This window comes from Sphingomonas sp. (assembly GCF_026460985.1).
Classification (GTDB): Bacteria; Pseudomonadota; Alphaproteobacteria; order Sphingomonadales; family Sphingomonadaceae; genus Sphingomonas.
Window position 1 is genome coordinate 38,857 of record NZ_JAPKNM010000076.1, and the last position, 16,958, is coordinate 55,814.

The window sequence follows — 16,958 nt, forward strand, 5'->3', positions numbered from 1 at the left end:
GTCAAATCCTTACGAGTTCATCCACTGGCGGATCACCGAGGCCGCTTCGGGCGGGCTCGCATGGATCACGTCGCCAATGCGTTTGAGGGCGGAGAGCTTGATGCGGCCGTCGACCTGGGCGAGCGCGATCTCCTGGTCGAGGAGCGCCTGGTCGCCGTTACCCAGGGCTTCGAGCTGCTGCATGGCCTCGTCGTCGCCGTCCGCCGCGCGCTCGGCGAGCGCGAGCATCTCGGGCGACTGGCCGGTGAGCGGGGTGACGCCTTCGGGCGCCGCGATCGCCGCGACGGGCAGCTGCGGCAGGATCTTCGGCTTGATCATCTTGAGCGCGATCAGGCCGACCACGCCGATCACCAGGATCTGCAGCAGGCCCCAGATGCGGTCCATCGGCAGCTGCGAGAGGAAGCCGGCTTCCTTGTCGGCGAGCGAATCGTCGGCGGCGAAGCGCATGCTCTCGACCACCACGCTGTCGCCGCGCTCGGCATCCATGCCTACTGCGTTCTCGACGAGGCGCTGGAGGCGCTGCATCTGCGGCTGGGGCAGGCCGTTCGCGCCGCCATCGACCATCACCGCCACGGTGAGGCGCGTGACCTTGCCCGGGCTGCGCAGCGTGACCGTCTTGGTCGAGCTGTTGTCGTAGGTCGTATCCTCGGAAGTCTGGTTGCTGCGCGACTGGCGGCCGGTGCCGCCCGGGCCGCCGGGCGCCTGGCCCTGCGCCTCGGGGAGCTGGTTGCCCACGCTCGCGGTCTGCGCGCCGGCATCCTGCTCGCTGTTCTGCTCGCCATTCTCGACGCTGACCTGGCGCGCGATCACCTGCTTGTCGGGATCGAAGGTGTTCGATTCCTCGCGGGTCTGGTCGCGGTCGATCTGCGCGGAAACTTCGGCGCGGACCTTGCCCTGGCCGACGATCGGCTCGAGCAGCGCCTCGACTTCCTCGCGCAGCTTGGCCTCGACGGCCTGCTGGCGCTCGTCGGCATCGGCGCCGCCGGCCGAACCCGCCTCGCCCGCACGGGCGAGCAGGGCGCCGGTCTGGTCGACCACCGAGACCGCCTCGGGCGAAAGCTCGGGAACTGAGGAGGAGACGAGATAGCGGATCGAGGCGATCGTCTCGGACGAGAGGCGCCCCTTGGTCTTGACCGTCACCGCCGCGCTCGCCTTGCGGCTCTCGGCGGCGAACATCGCACGCTCGGGCATCACGATATGGACGCGCGCGGCGCTGACATTCTGGATGGTCTGGATCGACTTGGAGAGCTCGCCTTCGACGGCGCGCGTCTCGTTCATCTTGGCGCGGCTCGCGGAAACGCCGAAGGGCTGCTCCTCGTCGAGCACCTCATAGCCGATCTTGCCGCCGAGCTTCTCGCCGGCCATCGACATGCGCAGCTCGGCGAGCTTGTCCTGCGGCGCCATGATCGAAGTGCCGTCGGCCGAGAGCTGGTATTCGACGTTCTGCGACTTGAGCTTCTCGGTGATCGTCGCCGCGGCCGAGGGATCGAGATCGGTGTAGAGATAGCCCATCTGCGGATCGGAGCCGCGCGTCGCGACGAAGGCGAGCGCGGCGAGCAGCACGAACGCCACCCCGCCCATCAGCATCAGCCGCTTCGGGCTAAGCTGCCCGGCAAATTTCTTGATCGCTTCCAATGCCGCCCCGTGATGTGGCTTGGGGGCAGGAGCGCCCCTCTCCCTTCATTTATAGGAGGGGCGCGGGCGGCAGTTTGTGCCGGGTGGGAATTTTTTGCCTAGTGGCGGGTGGGAAGGGGCGCAGATACGAAAATCCTCCCCGAGCTTGTCTCGGGGAGGGGGACCGCGCCCGTAGGGCGTGGTGGAGGGGCACCGGGCAGCGGCGTTGTCCCTATCGGCAAGCGGCGGCCGCCTTCGGCGCGCCCTTCCACCATGCTTCGCATGGTCCCCCTCCCCGAGCGAGCTCGGGGAGGAATTGTTCAATTCGCGCCGGCGGCCGAGGGCAGCAGCGTCTCGAGTTCCTCGATCACCGCCTTGCGGCGCGCGGAGGCGTCGAGGGCGAGGCCGCCTTGCTCCCAGCCGATCAGCGCATCGCCGACCGCGAGGGTCACGTCGCCCACCACGGTCAGGTGGAGCTTGCGGCGGTCCTTGGACTGGCGATCGGCGATCCGCGCCTCGATCGCTTCGATCAGGTCCGGGTGGACGCGGATCTCGAGCTCGGTGCCGCGCGCGACCTGGCTGAGCGCGCGGCCGATGGCGGCGTCGATCGTCTCCGCGGGCGCGGCATCGATCGCGCGGCCGGCGATCATGTCGGCGGCGGCGAGCGCGATCTCGGCCGCCTCGCCGGTGACGCGGCGGGACACGTCGTCGAAGCGCTCGTCGAGCGATTCGATGCCGGCGTGGAGGGCGTCGACTGCGCTCAGCAGCGCGACGTCGCGCTCGGCGCGTGCCTGGGCGAGCCCGGCGTCGAAGCCCTGGGCGCGGGCGAGCGAGACCTGCGCCTCGACGTCCGATCGGAGCAAGGCGAGCTCGGCGCGCAGCGCGGAGATCTCGAGCAGCATGTCGCCGCTCGGCACCGTGGCGCTGTCGCTCGTCGGCGTGGTGAAGATGCGGTCGAAGGCGAAGCGTTCGACGGTCTGGAAGTTCATGCCCATCTCAGATGATCATCGCGTCGTCGGACTTGGGATCGACGAGAAGGATCTCGCCGCGGTCGGCCAGGCTCTTGGCGAGGCGGACGAGCGAGGATTGCGCCTCCTCGCAGTCGCGCGCGCGCACCGGACCCATTGCCGCCATGTCCTCGCGCATCAGCTTGGCCGCACGCTCGGTCATCGCGCCGAAGAACATCTGCTTGAGCTGGTCCGGGGCGCCCTTCAGCGCCATCGCCATCTCGCGCTTGTCGGCGTTGCGGACGATCGTCGAGATCGCGGTCGGCAACAGGTTCGCCAAATCCTCGAAGGTGAACATCAGCGCGCGGATGCGCTCGGCGCTGTCGGGCGCGCGGTTGTCGAGCGCGGTGAGCATCGCTTCCTCGGTCGAGCGGTCGAGCGAGTTGAACAGCTCGGCCATCGCCTCGTGCGGATCGCGCCGCTGCGAGCGCGACAAGTTGGTCATGAACTCGCTCTTGAGCGTCTGCTCGACCTGCTGGATCACTTCCTTCTGGACGGTCTCCATGCGCAGCATGCGCATCACGACGTCGACCGAGAAGTCGCGCGGCAGCTCGGCGATCACGCGCGCGGCGTGATCGGGGCGCAGCTTGGACAGGATCACCGCGACGGTCTGCGGATATTCGTGCTTGAGCGCGCCGGCGAGCACGGTCTCGCTGACGTTGGAGAGCTTGTCCCACATCGTCCGGCCCGAGGGGCCGCGGATGTCCTCCATGATCTCCCGAACCTTCTCGCCCGGCAGGATCCCGCCGAGCAGGCGCTCGGTGGTCTCGTAGCTGCCGTGGAGCGACGCCATCGAGGCGACTTCGCCGGTGAACTGGACGAGCAGATGCTCGACGACGTTCGCGGGAATGCGCCCCAGGCCCGAGATCGTCGAGGAGAGCTCCTTGATCTCGTCGGTGGTGAGCTGCTCCCAGATCGGGGCGCCATGCTGCTTGCCCAGTGCCAGCATCAGCGCGGCCGCGCGCTGCGCACCGCTATAGCGCTTGAGTTCGACCGGCTCGGCAATCGGCGCCATCAGGCTCATTCTGGACCCCTCGCGGAAAATTCGTGGGCGGACGCAAGAAAGCGTTCACTCATCCTATTATAGGAGCGTGGGGGAAGGGTCGGCTTTCATGACGGTTAATTTCTCAAGCAGTCTGGCGGGGTTGAGCCTGCTCACGGGCACGAACGCGTTCACTTCGGTGAGCGAGGTCACCTATGACAGCAAGGCCGTGCGTGCCGCCAAGGCGCTGTTCACGCTCGAGGAGACCACGCCGCCCTGGAAGGAGGCGCTGACCAGCACCCCGCTCTCGACCCAGGCCTCCACGATCAAGGCGATGAAGACGATCATCGACAAGGCGGGAACCGGCTCGGACACGCTGCCCGAGGACGTCCAGACCTCGTTCATCGCCTACAAGGCGCTGGACCGGCTGCGCGTGCTCGCCGAAGCCGCGTCGGCGAAGACGATGTCCGCCGCGCAGCGCACCTCGCTGCAGAAGAGCTTCGCGCAGGGGCTGACCGACCTGCAATCCTTCCTGGTCAACGCGCCTTCCGACAAGATCAACCTGGCCTTCTACCAGCCCAATCGCGGCCTCAACAGCATCGCGATCGGCGCGCCCGATCAGTACAAGGTCCCCGGCAAGGGGCTGGTCAAGGCACGCACCGACGCGCTTCCCGGCCTCACCGGCCAGGAGAAATTCTCGGTGACGCTGGCCAAGCCCGGCGCGACCGATACGGTCACCGTCGATCTGTCGCAGGGGCCGCAGCCGCCGACGGTGGATTCGGTCACCACCGCGATCAACGCCGCGATCGCCGCCATTCCCCAGCGCAATGTCGACGGCACGGTGCGCCTCGACGCCCAGGGCAACCCGGTGCCGCGCTGGATGGCGCGGTTCGAGGCGGCCAAGAGCGGCGACAAATGGGGCATGACGCTCAACGCGCCGAGCGGAGTCGAGCGCGTCACGCTCGACGAGATCGGCGCGAAGGACGCGCTGGTGGTCGCCACCGGCCAGACCGCGCTCGACGCGCCGACCGCGACCAGCGTGTTCCGGATCGACGATCCGGCGGGCGCCGCGACGCGCAATTCGATGGCGACGATCTCGGCGCTCGATCGCGCGGGGACCGCCCGCGCGGCCCTGCTCGGCAAGACCACGACCAACACCACCACCAAGACCGACATGGACGGCAAGGTCACCACGGTGACCACCAAGACCAGCAACGTTTACGCCAACACCGACGCGATGTCGGTGGCGACCGACGCCTTCGGCAACTCCTATGTCGTCGGTACGACCAAGGGCGATCTCGGCGCCAACCGTTCGGACGGTGACGACAATCTGTTCCTCACCAAGATGGACGGCGAGGGCAGGGTGCTGTGGCAGCGCAGCCTCGGCGCCGGCGGCTCGTCCTCGGGCGCGGCGGTGAGCATCGCGCCCGACGGCAACGTCGTCGTGGCGGGCACGGTCAACGGCAGCTTCAACGGGGCGTCGACCGACGGCGACATGCTCGTCGCCAAGTTCGACGCGGAAGGCGACGAGAAATTCTCGACCGTGGTGCGCTCGACCGGGGCGGACACCGCCAAGGCGCTGGCGATCGGCGCCGACGGCTCGATCTTCGTCGGCGGCAAGGCCGCGAGCGGCGGCGGGGACGCCTTCGTCGCGCGGATCGACGCCACCGGCAAGCTCGCCGAGCGGCGGACGATCGCGGGAGCCGGCAGCGGCAGCGTCAACGGCCTCGCGGTCGACGGCAGCGGCAATGTGCTCGCCTTGGTCTCCAACAACGGCGTGGCGGAGGTGCGCAAGCTCAGCGGCTCGGCGCTCACCACCGAATTGGGCACGATCAGCCTCGGCACTGCCGATGCGCGCGCGATCGCGGTTGCCGACGACGGCACCATCGCGGTGGGCGGCGCGACCGGCGCGGCGCTGAACGGCACCCAGGTCAACGGCACGAGCGGCGCCCGCGACGGCTTCGTCGCGCGGATCGATTCCGGCCTGTCGGGCGCGAGCGTGACCTATCTCGGCTCCTCGGCCGACGACCAGGTCGACAGCATCGCCTTCATGAACGGCGAGCTCTATGCCGGCGGCCGCACCACGGGCGATCTCGGCGCGACGCGCAAGGGCGCGACCGACGGCTTCGTGTCGCGGATCGACATGGCGACCGGCGCGATCGAGAACACCAACCAGTTCGGCGCCTCGCTACTGCGCACCGAGCCGGTGCGCATCGCCGCCAGCAAGGGCGGCGCGAGCAGCCTCTCGGCATTGGGCTTCGGGCGCGGCACGATCAACGCCGAGGTTTCCGACAAGGTGACCACGCAAACCTCGCTGCGCCCCGGCGACAGCTTCTCGATCCGCGTCGACGACGGAACCCTGCGCAAGATCGAGATCACCGCCGACGACACGATGAAGACGCTGGCCGATCGCATCCGCGGGATCACCGGATCGAAGGCGACGATCACCACGCCCAAGACCGGCAGCACGCAGTCGCTCCGGATCGACACCAAGGCGGGGCATTCGATCCAGTTCGTCGCGGGGCCGGGCGACACCGACGCGCTCGCCAAGCTCGGCATCGATCCGCAGCGGATCGAATCCCCCGAGACCGTCTCGAAGAGCGCGCCCAAGGTGCGCCCGGGCGGCAGCTTCGGCCTGATGCTGACCGAGGCGCTCAACATCTCGACCGAGGCCGACGCCAAGGTGGCGATGAAGAAGGTCGAGGAAGCGGTCTCGATGTCGCAGACCGCCTATCGCTCGCTTTATTGGGACGACGGCAAGGCCCGCCTGGTCGACGGCGTCAAGAACACCGCGACCGGCACGCAATCGACCGCGCGCGAGACCGCGCAGCTCAAAAACTATCAGGCGGCACTTTCGCGGCTCAGCGCCGGCGCCTCCTCAAGCCTGGGATTCTGATCATGAACACACCTCCGATCCTGGCCGGCATCCGCGAGCGGATGCAGAACCTGTCCGAGCGCCAGCGCGTGGTCGCCCAGAACCTCGCGAACAGCGAGACGCCGGGCTACAAGGCGCGCGAGGTCTCCGAGCCCAATTTCGCGAGCCTGGTGGGCGGCAGCGGCATGATCGCCGCGCCGCGCGTCGAGCTGACGTCGCGGATGAAGAGCCTCGGCGCGATCCAGCCGGTCGGCGCCGGCGTGATCCTCGACAAGGACATCACCGAGACCAAGCCCGACGGCAACAACGTCACGCTCGAGGACCAGCTGCTCAAGATGGGCGAGATCCAGGCCGACTTCACCGCGATGACCGGTCTCTACCGCAAGCAGATGTCGATGCTGAAGACCGCGGTCGGCGGCCGCGGCGGCTGATAGCGGCGCGCTGTCGGGGGCTTGGGGCGCGGAGTGCGCTCTGTGGAGTAGCGAGATTCCAATCCTCACCCGCCAGGGGGAGGTGTCGCCGAAGGCGACGGAGGGGGAGGAAGCACGCCGCGAGGTTAGTGCTTCCTCCCCCTCCGTCATGCTTCGCATGCCACCTCCCCCTGGCGGGGGAGGATTTGGAACATCCGCAATCGGGCGGCACGCATCGCGCGGCGTTCGACGCATCCCCCGGGAAAAGCCAGACCCCCTGCCGCCTAGGTCCCAGCGGGAACGTCAGAGGCGAGATGCCAGCCGTGGCTGTCCTTCACCATCGGTTTGCCGCAGCCGATGCAATGGCTGCGCACCACCGGCCCGTCATGCCAGGCATGTGGTCTGTCGCGGTGATGTTGTCCGAAGATGCAACGCGGCAATTGCAGGAGGTTCATCGCCGTTCTCCAGAGCCGGTCCGGGCTCCAGTCGAAGAGCATACACCTTCCAGGCGATATCACCTAGCGGCGTTATCGCATTGTTTCGAGGCGATCCGGAGGCGTGAGCGCGCCCGCTTGCGCGGGCTCGCCGTCACAGCTTCGCGTTGATCGAGATCGGCGCGGGTGCGTCCATGCCGCCGAGCCCGCCGCACGCGCCATAGGTGGTGCTGCGCGTGCCGGTGAGGCGCTGCGCCTCGGCTGCGATCGCGCCCATCATCTCGACCGAAAGCTCGATCTGGCGCGACAGGATCTGCTGGTTGACCGTCGAGGCGTCGCGCAGGTTGCGGCTCGCGTCCGAAAGCTGGATGCGCTCCTCCTCGTCGAGCTTCTCGGCCCAATCGGGGCTCTCGCGCTTGAGCCGGGCGAAGTCGGCTTCGATCCGGCCGGTGAGGCGCAGCTTGGCCGCAGCGATCTCGCCGAGCTCGGGGACATAGGCCTTGCAGGCGAGCTGCTCGCTCTCTTCCTCCATGAGGGCCGTGAGCGAAACCATCGCGTCGATGAGCTGAACGGTCATTATTGTCCCTGCTGGAGCTTGAGGATCGAATCGAGCACGGCGGGCGCGAGGCCGACGCCGCCGCGGCTGGCGATCTCGGTGCCGAGCTTCTCGGCGAGAACGCCCTGGAACATCTCTTCGCCGGCGCCGCCGTTGAACTCGCCCTTCTGGACGCTTTCGAGCATCATCTTGGTCATCTGGCCCAGGAACATCGCCTCGAATTCCTTGGCGGTCTCGGCGTTCTTAGGATCGACCTTGCGGACCGGGGCGGTCGCGGAGGCGGCGGAAAGGGCGTTGAGTTCGTTCATCACTGGACCTCGATCTCGGCCTGGAGCGCGCCGGCGCTCTTCACGGCCTGAAGGATGGTGATCAGGTCGCGCGGGGACACGCCGAGCGTGTTCAGCCCGCTGACCAGCGACTGGAGCGAGGCGCCGCTGACCATGGCGAGATGCGCGCCGTTGCCGTCGTCGACCTGGACCTGGGTGCGTGGCACCACGGTGGTCTCGCCGTTCGACAGCGGCGCGGGCTGCGAGACCTGCGGACGCTCGGAGACGGTGATGGTGAGGCCGCCCTGCGCGATCGCAACGGGAGTGATCCGCACGTCGTTGTTCATGACGACGGTGCCCGAGGCCTCGTTGATCACGACGCGCGCCGGCTGGTCGACCTTGACCTCGAGATCGCCGACGCGGGTGACGAGATCGATGACGTTGCCGACGAAGTTGGCGGCGGGCGCGACCTGGACCGTGCCCGGGTCGAGCACGATCGCGCTGCCCGGGAAGCGGCCGTTGATCGCGCTGGCGATGCGGTCGGCGGTGGCGAAATCGGGGTTCTTGAGCGCGAGCTTGAGGCTCGCGGCGGATTGGAGCGAATAGGGGACCTCGCGCTCGACGATCGCGCCGCCGGCGATCCGCGCCGAAGTGGTGACGCCGCGCGTGACGCTCGCCGCCGCACCCTGGCCCTTGAAGCCCGAGACCGCGACCGGGCCCTGCGCCACGGCATAGATCTCGCCGTCGAGCGCGCGCAGCGACGAGGCGATCAGCGTGCCGCCCTGCAGGCTGGACGCGTCGCCCAGCGCGGAGACCTGCACGTCGATCCGCGAGCCGGAACGCGAGAAGGGCGGCATGGTCGCGGTGATCGAGACCGCCGCCACGTTCTGCGTGCGCATGTTCGTGCCACGGATGTTGACGCCCATCCGCTCGAGCATCGCCTGCATCGATTCCTCGGTGAAGGGCGCGTTGCGCATGCGATCGCCCGTGCCGGCGAGGCCGACGACGAGGCCGTATCCGACGAGCTGGTTCTCGCGGACATTCTCGACATCGACGATGTCCTTGATCCGCGTCTGCGCCAGCGCGTTCGGGCTGGCGATCAGCGCCAGGAGCATCAGGAGGAGCGGGGCGGCGAACCGGTGCATAAACCCTCGGGAAAAGTGGAAAATCCGCGGTAACTTTCTTATAGAGGGATTAAGCCCAATGCGGGCCGAGAGGACCTGATTTCGTGCGTATCGACAGCCTGACGCCGCTGATGGCACGCAGCCTGCTGGCTGCGCTGCCCAAGGCTGCGCCGGGTTTTCCGGTCGCCGAGGAGGAGGCCGCGGCCCGGCAGATGCCGGTGCCGATGCAGGGTCCCGGCACCAACCAGCCCGTGCCTTCGGTGGCGATGCTGGTGACGCTCGCCGCCGCGGACCCCGCGATCGAGCGCCGCCGCAAGCAGGCCAAGGATGCCGAGCGCGGGATCGACGCGCTCGAGCGGCTCCACAAGGAACTGGCGACGGGCACCCCCAGCGTCGAACGGCTGCGCGAGATCGTCGAATGGTCGGAGAATTTCGAGGCGTCGGACGATCCGGTGCTCCAGTCGATCCTCTCCGAAATCGAGCTGCGCGTCCGCGTCGAGCTCGCCAAGCTCGACGTTCAGGCTTAGTCCTTACGTTATTCCCCTCCCTGCAAGGGAGGGGTTAGGGGTGGGTGTAGCGAAGGGCGGAGCTCGATGCTCCGCCCTTCGCTGTTTTGGCGGATCGGGAATGAGTCTTTTCGGGCGCGCAGACGCGCGCACCCACCCCCAAACCCCTCCCTGCAAAGCAGGGAGGGGAGTCCTTAGGGCTCAGCGCAGATCGAAGCGATCGGCGTCCATCACCTTGGTCCAGGCCTTCACGAAATCCTGCACGAACTTCGTGCCGGCGTCGTCCGAGGCATAGACTTCGGAGATCGCGCGGAGCTGCGAGTTGGAGCCGAACACCAGGTCGGTGCGCGACGCGGTCCACTTCTGCGCGCCCGAGGCGCGATCGGTGCCGACGAACTCCTCGTCGCTCGTCTCGGACACCTGCTTCCAGGCGGTGTCCATGTCGAGGATGTTGACGAAGAAGTCGTTGGTGAGCTGGCCGAGCCGGTTCGTGAACTGGCCGTGCTTGCCCGCCTTGGCGTGGTTGGCGCCGAGGACGCGCAGGCCGCCGATCAGCACCGTCATCTCGGGCGCCGAGAGGTCGAGCAACTGGGCGCGGTCGACCAGCAGCTCCTCGGTGGGGACGTTGAACTTCACCCCGAGATAGTTGCGGAAGCCCTCGGCCCGCGGCTCGAGCGGCGCGAAGCTGTCGGCGTCGGTCGCTTCCGCGGTGGCGTCGCCGCGGCCCGAGCTGAAGGGCACGCGCACGTCGTGGCCCGCCGCCTTCGCGGCCTGCTCGACGCCCAGATTGCCGCCGAGCACGATCAGGTCGGCGATGCTGACATTGCCGTGCTCCGCCTTGATGCCCTCATAGACCTGAAGGACCTTGGCGAGCTCGGCCGGCTCGTTGGCTTCCCAGTCCTTCTGCGGGGCGAGGCGGATGCGCGCGCCATTGGCGCCGCCGCGCTTGTCCGAGTTGCGGAAGGTGGAGGCCGAGGCCCAGGCAGTCTTGACCAGCTGCTGCACGCTCAGCCCGGAGCCGGCGATCTTGCCCTTGAGCGTGGCGACGTCGGCATCGCTGAGCTGCGTGCCGGCGGGGATCGGATCCTGCCAGATCAGATCCTCGGCGGGCACTTCCGGACCGAGATAGCGGGCCTTGGGCCCCATGTCGCGGTGCGTCAGCTTGAACCAGGCGCGGGCGAAGGCGTCGGCGAAATAGGCCGGATCGGCGCGGAACTTCTCGAGGATCTTGCGATAGTCGGCATCGTCCTTGAACGCCTTGTCGGCGGTGGTCATCATCGTCGGGACCTTCTTGCCCGGCGTGTGCGCCGCCGGCGCCTGGGTCTCCTCGGGGTTGCCGACCGGCTGCCACTGCTTGGCCCCCGCGGGGCTCTTCACCAGTTCGTATTCATGGTCGAGCAGCATGTCGAAATAGCTCATGTCCCATTTCGTCGGCGTCGGGGTCCATGCGCCTTCGATGCCCGAGGTGATCGTGTCATCGCCCATGCCGCTCTCGTGGGTCGACGCCCAGCCGAGGCCCATCTGCGCGATGTCGGCGGCTTCGGGCTCGGGGCCGACCTTCGCGGCATCGCCCGCACCATGCGCCTTGCCGAAGGTGTGCCCGCCCGCGGTGAGCGCCGCGGTCTCCTCGTCGTTCATCGCCATGTTGGCGAAGGTCCGCCGCAGGTCGCGCGCCGAGCCCTTGGTGTCGGGCTTGCCGCCGGGGCCTTCGGGATTGACGTAGATCAGGCCCATCTGGATCGCGGCGAGCGGCTCCTCGAGCGCCATGCCGGCCTCGTCGTCGATGCGGGTCTTGTTGTCGGGATGGCCGACCCATTGCTCCTCGGTGCCCCAATAGATGTCGCGCTCGGGCTCGAAGATGTCCTCGCGGCCGCCGCCGAAGCCGAAGGTGGGCCCGCCCATCGACTCGATCGCGACGTTGCCGGTGAGGATGAACAGGTCCGCCCAGCTGATCGCGGCGCCGTATTTCTTCTTGATCGGCCAGAGCAGGCGGCGGGCCTTGTCGAGATTGCCGTTGTCCGGCCACGAGTTGAGCGGGGCGAAGCGCTGCGAGCCCGAGGACGAGCCGCCGCGGCCGTCGCCGGTGCGGTACGTGCCCGCCGAGTGCCACGCCATGCGGATGAAGAAGGGGCCGTAATGCCCGTAATCGGCCGGCCACCAGGGCTGGCTGTCGGTCATCAGCGCGGTCAGGTCGGCCTTGAGCGCGGCGTAATCGAGCTTCTTGAACGCCTCGCGATAGTTGAAGCCCGGGTCGTGCGGATCGGGCGAGACGCCGCCCTGGGTGAGGATCTCGAGGCTCAGCGCCTCGGGCCACCAGTCGCGATTGGTGCGTCCCAGCAGCGTGCGGAGCGCAGCGGGCTCCTTGCCGGGGTCGCTGAGCGGGCTGCCTGTGGTCGGTGCGTCCATGGCTCGATTCCTTCCTGTGGGGGAGATTTGCCCACAGGGTAGGTCCGGACGACGAAAGGCAAAAACGATTAAAACCGCTCACCGCAAGCGCGAAAATAAATGACGCGCTGCAGCGTCATCGCGCGTTGTTACCGCTTCGCCTTGGCGATCCTGAGTACGTAGCTGATCACTTCCGCCACGGCGGCATAATGCTCGACCGGGATCGGATGGTCGATCTCGGCCGAGGCGTAGAGCGCGCGGGCGAGGGGGCGATTCTCGACCAGCGGGATATTGTGCTCGCCGGCGATCTCGCGGATCTTGAGCGCGAGCGCGTCGACGCCCTTGGCGACGACCACCGGGGCGTTCATCGCGCCGTGATCGTACTGGAGCGCGACGGCGTAATGGGTCGGGTTGGTGATCACCACGCTGGCCTTGGGCACGTTGGCCATCATCCGGCTCTTGGCCCGCTGCATCTGGAGCTGGCGGATCTTGCCCTTGATCTTCGGGTCGCCCTCGCTCTGCTTATACTCGTCCTTGATCTCCTGCTTCGTCATCCGCATCTTTTTCAGGAACGCGAAGCGCTGCCAGGCGAAGTCGAACAGCGCGAGCGCGCCGACCAGCATCGCGATCGGCACCAGCATCGCATGGACGATGTCGTTCGCGGCCGCGCCCATCGAGACCATGTCGGCGCCGACCAGCCGGTCGATCCCCGCGGCATGCGGCCAGGCGATCCACGCGCCGATGCCGACGACGAGGCAGAGCTTGGCGAGCGTCTTGACGAACTCGATCAGCGACTGCTTGCTGAAGGTGCGCAGGAAGCCGCTCACCGGATTGAGCTTGGACCATTTGGGCTTGATCCGGCTGAACGACAGCATCGGCCTGCCCTGGAGGAAGCCACCGAGCAGCGCGAAGCCGAACAGGGCGGCGAGGATCGGCGTGAGCGTGGTGAAGATCGCGCCGAACAGGCCGGTCGCGAAATCCTGCGCGCCGGCCGGGTCCATGCGGAAATCCTCCGCGCTGCCCCAGAGCCGGATGAACAGCGACCCCATCGCTTGCATCGTATAGGTGCCGAGACCGCCCATCACGACCAGCGCCGCGACGAACATCGCGGCGTGCTTCATTTCGGGCGCCATCGGCACTTCGCCGCGTTGGCGGGCGTCCTCGAGCTTCTTGTCTGTTGGGGCTTCTGTCTTGTCTTCCTGGTCCGTATCGCCCGACATCACCAGCCTCCCTGCATCGCGTCGCCCATCTGGGTGGCGAAGACGGTGAGCATGGTGCCGACGGTGGCGGCGAAGATGCTGAGCCCGAGCAGCAGGTTGAGCGGCTGGGCGATGAAGAAGACCTGGATCGCGGGAGCGATGCGCGCCGAGAGGCCGAGCGCGACGTTGAAGACGATGCCGTAGACGATCAGCGGCGCGGCGAGGCTGATGCCGAGCGTCATCGAGCGCCCGACGGCGGCGATGGCGAGCTGGGCGAAGTCCTGCATCGGGGGCAGCCCGCCGATCGGGAAGCTCTGATAGCTGTGGATGATCGCGCCGAGCCAGAGGTGGTGGACCTGCATGCCCATGCACACGAGCGCGGCGGCGATGCCGACGAACTTGGAGATCATCGGCGCCTGGCTCGCCTGCGCCGGATCGAAGATCACCGCGGCGGAGAGGCCGACCTGCATGCTGACGATCGAGCCGGCCATCGAGATCGCGAAGAACAGGATCTTGACGATCATGCCCATGGCGAGCCCGGTCATCAGCTCGGTGACGAGCACCGCGGGGAGCACCGCACCGCCCTGCAACGCCGCGCGGGCGGGCTCGCCGAGCGCGCCGTAGAGCGCCGCCGACATGGCGAAGGCGATCATCATCCGGATGCGGCCGGGGATCGAATCCTCGCCGAACACGGGCAGCAGCATCAGCACCGCGCCGACGCGGGCGAAGACGATGAAGAAGGCGGAGACCTGGAATTCCAGGTCGGCGGGGATGGTCATCCGGTGATGATCAGGTCGCTGATCTTGGCCATGAAGCCGGACAGCGCCTGCCCCATGGTAGGCATCATCAGCAGGAAGACCAGCCCCATCGCGAGCAGCTTGGGAACGAAGGTGAGCGTGGTCTCCTGGATCTGCGTCAGCGCCTGGAGCAGGCCGATGACGGTGCCGACGATCAGCGACGTCAGCAGCAGCGGGCCCACCACGGTGAGCACCAGCAGCAGCGCCGCTTCGACCAGCTGGATGACCTCGCTCGGCGACATCGTCAGATCTGCATGCGCATGATGTCGGTATAGGCGCTGACGACGCGGTCACGCACGGCGACCATCGTGTCGAGCGCGGTCTCGGCGGCGCCGATCGCAGTGACGACGTCGATCAGGTCGCCCTTGCCGGCAACCTGCATGGCCGAAGCGTGCTCGGCGGCGCGCATCTGCTGCGCTGTGCCGCTGACGAGGTCCTCGACCATCGAGCCGAAGCCTTCGGCGCCGTCGGTCTTGCCGACCGGGGATTTGCCGAGGGCGCTGCCGATCCCTGCGACCTTGCCATAAGCGGAGGTCGCATCAAGTGCTCCAATGGACATGAGATTTTTCCCTTACTTGAGGAGATCGATGGTGCGCATCGTCAGGCTCTTGGCGGCCTCGATGGCATTGAGATTGGCTTCGTAGCTGCGCTGGGCCGCCTTCATGTCGGCGCTCTCGACGAGGCCGTTGACGTTGGGACGCAGCACATAGCCTTCACCGTCCGCGGCCGGGTGGCCCGGCTGGTAGACGCGGGTGAAGTCGGACTTGTCGGTCTCGATCGACTGGACCTTGACCCCGGTGGCGCCGGTGGCGCTGTCGACCTGGGCCTTGAAGCTGGCGACGCGGCGCCGATAGGGATCGCCGCCGGGGGTCTGCGCCACCGAATCCTGGTTGGCCAGGTTCTCCGCGATCACGCGCATCCGGAGCGACTGGGCGCGAAGCCCCGATGCCGAGACGCCGAGCGATGCCTTCAAGTCCATGTGGGTCGAACTCCAGTGCGGCCGAGCGGCCATTTCCTCCATCATAGGCAATTCTTGCCGGGGGTGAGTTCGAGACGCGGAAAAAATGGTCCTAGGCAAAATTTGCCGGGTCATGCGCCGGGGGGCGGACAATGCTTCCTATAAGGCATTCTGAAAGGGGCGCGCATGTCCGTACTCGACGAAATTATGATCGACCTGTCGATCGTGCTCGGCTCGGCCGAGGTGCCGATCCGGCAGATGCTCAAGATGAGCCGCGGGGCGATGATCCCGCTCGATTGCGGCCAGGACGATCCCAGCCTGGTCTATGTGAACGGCGAGCTGGTCGCCAAGGGCCGCATCCTCGTCGACGGCGACCAGATGTCGCTCGAAATCTCCGAGCTCGTGAAGAAGCAGCGCCACTGATGGATATCCTGTCGATGATGCGCACCTTCGGGGCGCTGGGTATCGTGCTGGCGATGCTGGCGGGCGCGCTCTGGGTGGTGCGCCGCTACGACATCAAGCTGCCGGGCCGCGTCTCGGGCTCGGCACGCAAGCGCGTCGAGCTGGTCGAGCGCCTCGCGGTCGACGCCAAGCGTTCGATCGCGCTGATCCGCCGCGACGGCTGCGAGCACCTCATCCTGATCGGGCCCGAGGGGCATGTTACGCTCGAGACCGGCATTACCGCGCCCGAGCCGGTTGTCGCTCCGGCGCCCGCACAGCCCGAGCCCGTCGCCGATTTCCGGGGCGATCTCGCCGCCTTCACCAGCAATTTCGGCAAGCTCGTCGACCTGTCGCGCGCCAAGATCGCTGCGGTGCGCGGCGCGAACGACGACGAGCGCGTTGATGATGAGGACGAAGCGGCGCCTAACGACGTCGTCGAACTGTCCCCGTCGGCGCCCCGCAAGCGCACCCGCCGTCCGCGCGACACCAAGCGCTGGAACCGCGCCGCGGTGCGCGAGGCGCTCAATGCGTAGATTGCTGATCGCGGCCGTCGCCGCGCTCGTGCTGCTGCCGGTGGCGGCGCACGCGCAGGCGGCCGGCGGCACGACCATCAACCTGGGCGGCGGTGGCGCCGGCGAGGGCCAGCTCTCGGCGCGGGCGATCCAGCTCGTGCTGATGCTGACCGTGCTCAGCCTCGCGCCGGGCCTGTTGATGACGATCACCAGCTTCACCCGCATGGTGGTGGCATTGTCGCTGCTGCGCACCGGCATCGGCGCGCCCGGCGTGCCGCCCAACCCGGTGATCATCAGCCTGGCGCTGTTCCTCTCGTTCTTCGTGATGGCGCCGACCTTCGAGAAGGCGTGGAACGAGGGCGTCGATCCCTACACCAAGGGCAAGATCACCGAGCAGGTCGCGTTCGAGAAGACCGCCGAGCCGTTCCGCGTGTTCATGCTCAGCCAGGTGCGTGACAGCGACCTCAAGATGTTCGCCGATCTGGCCGGCAAGCAGATCCCGACCCGCGCCGAAACGCCGCTCTCGACGCTCGCTCCGGCCTTCATGATCTCCGAGCTGCGCCGCGCCTTCGAGATCGGCTTCCTGCTGCTGCTGCCGTTCCTCGTGATCGATCTCGCCGTCTCGGCGGTGCTGATGGCGATGGGCATGATGATGCTCCCGCCACCGACGATATCCCTGCCGATGAAGATCATCTTCTTCGTGCTGGTCGACGGCTGGGCATTGGTGGCCGGGTCGCTGATCAAGAGCTTCGCGACGTAGCGGCCGCGCCCTTCTTAGCCCCTCCCCTTCAGGGGAGGGGTTGGGTCGTATCGACATTCTGTCTGAAGGCTCCCCTCCCTGCTTGCAGGGAGGGGCAGGGGGTGGGTGCGCGCGTCTGCGCGCCTAATAAAG

19 protein-coding genes are annotated in these 16,958 nt (G+C 67.7%); 6 read left to right on the forward strand and 13 right to left on the reverse strand.

Going from position 1 to position 16,958, the window contains the following annotated elements:
* Positions 1-9: 9 nt before the first annotated feature.
* From fliF to MT490_RS12730, 3 genes are all read right to left on the reverse strand, one after another.
* Complete coding sequence (gene fliF, locus MT490_RS12720; RefSeq protein WP_297388137.1) at positions 10-1,635, reverse strand: flagellar basal-body MS-ring/collar protein FliF; 1,626 nt, start codon at positions 1,633-1,635, stop codon at positions 10-12.
* 299 nt (positions 1,636-1,934) lie between these two features.
* Positions 1,935-2,603, reverse strand: coding sequence for a FliH/SctL family protein (locus MT490_RS12725; RefSeq protein ID WP_297388139.1), 669 nt, complete (start codon positions 2,601-2,603; stop codon positions 1,935-1,937).
* Between the two features lie 7 nt (positions 2,604-2,610).
* Complete coding sequence (locus MT490_RS12730; RefSeq protein ID WP_297388142.1) at positions 2,611-3,645, reverse strand: flagellar motor switch protein FliG; 1,035 nt, start codon at positions 3,643-3,645, stop codon at positions 2,611-2,613.
* Between the two features lie 121 nt (positions 3,646-3,766).
* Between MT490_RS12730 and MT490_RS12735 the strand changes: the two genes are divergently transcribed.
* Together MT490_RS12735 and MT490_RS12740 are read left to right on the forward strand one after the other, a co-directional pair.
* The gene (locus tag MT490_RS12735) at positions 3,767-6,499 is read left to right on the forward strand and encodes a hypothetical protein (RefSeq protein ID WP_363321748.1); all 2,733 of its coding nucleotides are present in this window, start codon (positions 3,767-3,769) and stop codon (positions 6,497-6,499) included.
* Positions 6,500-6,501: 2 nt separating this feature from the next.
* Positions 6,502-6,909: a flagellar basal body protein gene (locus tag MT490_RS12740; protein ID WP_297388148.1), complete on the forward strand. Its 408-nt coding sequence runs from the start codon at positions 6,502-6,504 to the stop codon at positions 6,907-6,909.
* A 263-nt stretch (positions 6,910-7,172) separates the two neighbouring features.
* Here the strand turns inward: MT490_RS12740 and MT490_RS12745 are convergent, their stop codons facing one another.
* The 4 genes from MT490_RS12745 to MT490_RS12760 all read right to left on the reverse strand — a co-directional run bounded on the left by MT490_RS12745 (position 7,173) and on the right by MT490_RS12760 (position 9,289).
* Positions 7,173-7,343, reverse strand: coding sequence for a hypothetical protein (locus MT490_RS12745; protein ID WP_297388150.1), 171 nt, complete (start codon positions 7,341-7,343; stop codon positions 7,173-7,175).
* A gap of 133 nt (positions 7,344-7,476) precedes the next feature.
* Positions 7,477-7,899, reverse strand: coding sequence for a flagellar protein FlgN (locus MT490_RS12750; RefSeq protein WP_297388153.1), 423 nt, complete (start codon positions 7,897-7,899; stop codon positions 7,477-7,479).
* Positions 7,899-8,186, reverse strand: coding sequence for a rod-binding protein (locus MT490_RS12755; RefSeq protein WP_297388156.1), 288 nt, complete (start codon positions 8,184-8,186; stop codon positions 7,899-7,901). Before MT490_RS12755 ends, MT490_RS12750 begins: the two co-directional genes overlap by 1 nt.
* Positions 8,186-9,289 (reverse strand): flagellar basal body P-ring protein FlgI, encoded by a 1,104-nt coding sequence (locus MT490_RS12760; RefSeq protein ID WP_297388159.1) that lies wholly within the window; start codon positions 9,287-9,289, stop codon positions 8,186-8,188. The genes MT490_RS12755 and MT490_RS12760 overlap by 1 nt, the downstream gene beginning before the upstream one ends.
* A gap of 83 nt (positions 9,290-9,372) precedes the next feature.
* Here MT490_RS12760 and MT490_RS12765 point away from each other — a divergent pair, with 83 nt between their 5' ends.
* Positions 9,373-9,795, forward strand: coding sequence for a flagellar assembly protein FliX (locus MT490_RS12765; RefSeq protein ID WP_297388162.1), 423 nt, complete (start codon positions 9,373-9,375; stop codon positions 9,793-9,795).
* 180 nt (positions 9,796-9,975) lie between these two features.
* Here the strand turns inward: MT490_RS12765 and katG are convergent, their stop codons facing one another.
* From katG to flgC, 6 genes are all read right to left on the reverse strand, one after another.
* Entirely contained in the window at positions 9,976-12,180 is a 2,205-nt protein-coding gene (gene katG, locus MT490_RS12770; protein WP_297388164.1) for a catalase/peroxidase HPI, read from the reverse strand.
* A 128-nt stretch (positions 12,181-12,308) separates the two neighbouring features.
* Complete coding sequence (gene flhB / locus MT490_RS12775) at positions 12,309-13,379, reverse strand: flagellar biosynthesis protein FlhB (RefSeq protein WP_297388166.1); 1,071 nt, start codon at positions 13,377-13,379, stop codon at positions 12,309-12,311.
* Positions 13,379-14,137 (reverse strand): flagellar biosynthetic protein FliR, encoded by a 759-nt coding sequence (gene fliR / locus MT490_RS12780; RefSeq protein ID WP_297388168.1) that lies wholly within the window; start codon positions 14,135-14,137, stop codon positions 13,379-13,381. The genes flhB and fliR overlap by 1 nt, the downstream gene beginning before the upstream one ends.
* Positions 14,134-14,397, reverse strand: a complete 264-nt coding sequence (locus MT490_RS12785) for a flagellar biosynthetic protein FliQ (protein WP_297388171.1) — start codon at positions 14,395-14,397, stop codon at positions 14,134-14,136. The genes fliR and MT490_RS12785 overlap by 4 nt, the downstream gene beginning before the upstream one ends.
* A 2-nt stretch (positions 14,398-14,399) precedes the next feature.
* The gene (locus tag MT490_RS12790) at positions 14,400-14,714 is read right to left on the reverse strand and encodes a flagellar hook-basal body complex protein FliE (protein WP_297388174.1); all 315 of its coding nucleotides are present in this window, start codon (positions 14,712-14,714) and stop codon (positions 14,400-14,402) included.
* 12 nt (positions 14,715-14,726) lie between these two features.
* Positions 14,727-15,134: a flagellar basal body rod protein FlgC gene (gene flgC / locus MT490_RS12795; protein ID WP_297388177.1), complete on the reverse strand. Its 408-nt coding sequence runs from the start codon at positions 15,132-15,134 to the stop codon at positions 14,727-14,729.
* Between the two features lie 165 nt (positions 15,135-15,299).
* Between flgC and MT490_RS12800 the strand changes: the two genes are divergently transcribed.
* From MT490_RS12800 to fliP, 3 genes are read left to right on the forward strand one after another with little or no spacing between them, the layout of a single operon-like run.
* Complete coding sequence (locus tag MT490_RS12800) at positions 15,300-15,536, forward strand: FliM/FliN family flagellar motor switch protein (protein ID WP_297388180.1); 237 nt, start codon at positions 15,300-15,302, stop codon at positions 15,534-15,536.
* A complete protein-coding gene (locus tag MT490_RS12805) occupies positions 15,536-16,087 on the forward strand; it encodes a flagellar biosynthetic protein FliO (RefSeq protein WP_297388183.1) in 552 nt (183 codons plus the stop codon). Before MT490_RS12800 ends, MT490_RS12805 begins: the two co-directional genes overlap by 1 nt.
* Positions 16,080-16,826, forward strand: coding sequence for a flagellar type III secretion system pore protein FliP (gene fliP, locus MT490_RS12810; RefSeq protein ID WP_297388186.1), 747 nt, complete (start codon positions 16,080-16,082; stop codon positions 16,824-16,826). Before MT490_RS12805 ends, fliP begins: the two co-directional genes overlap by 8 nt.
* The last annotated feature ends 132 nt before the right edge of the window (positions 16,827-16,958 follow it).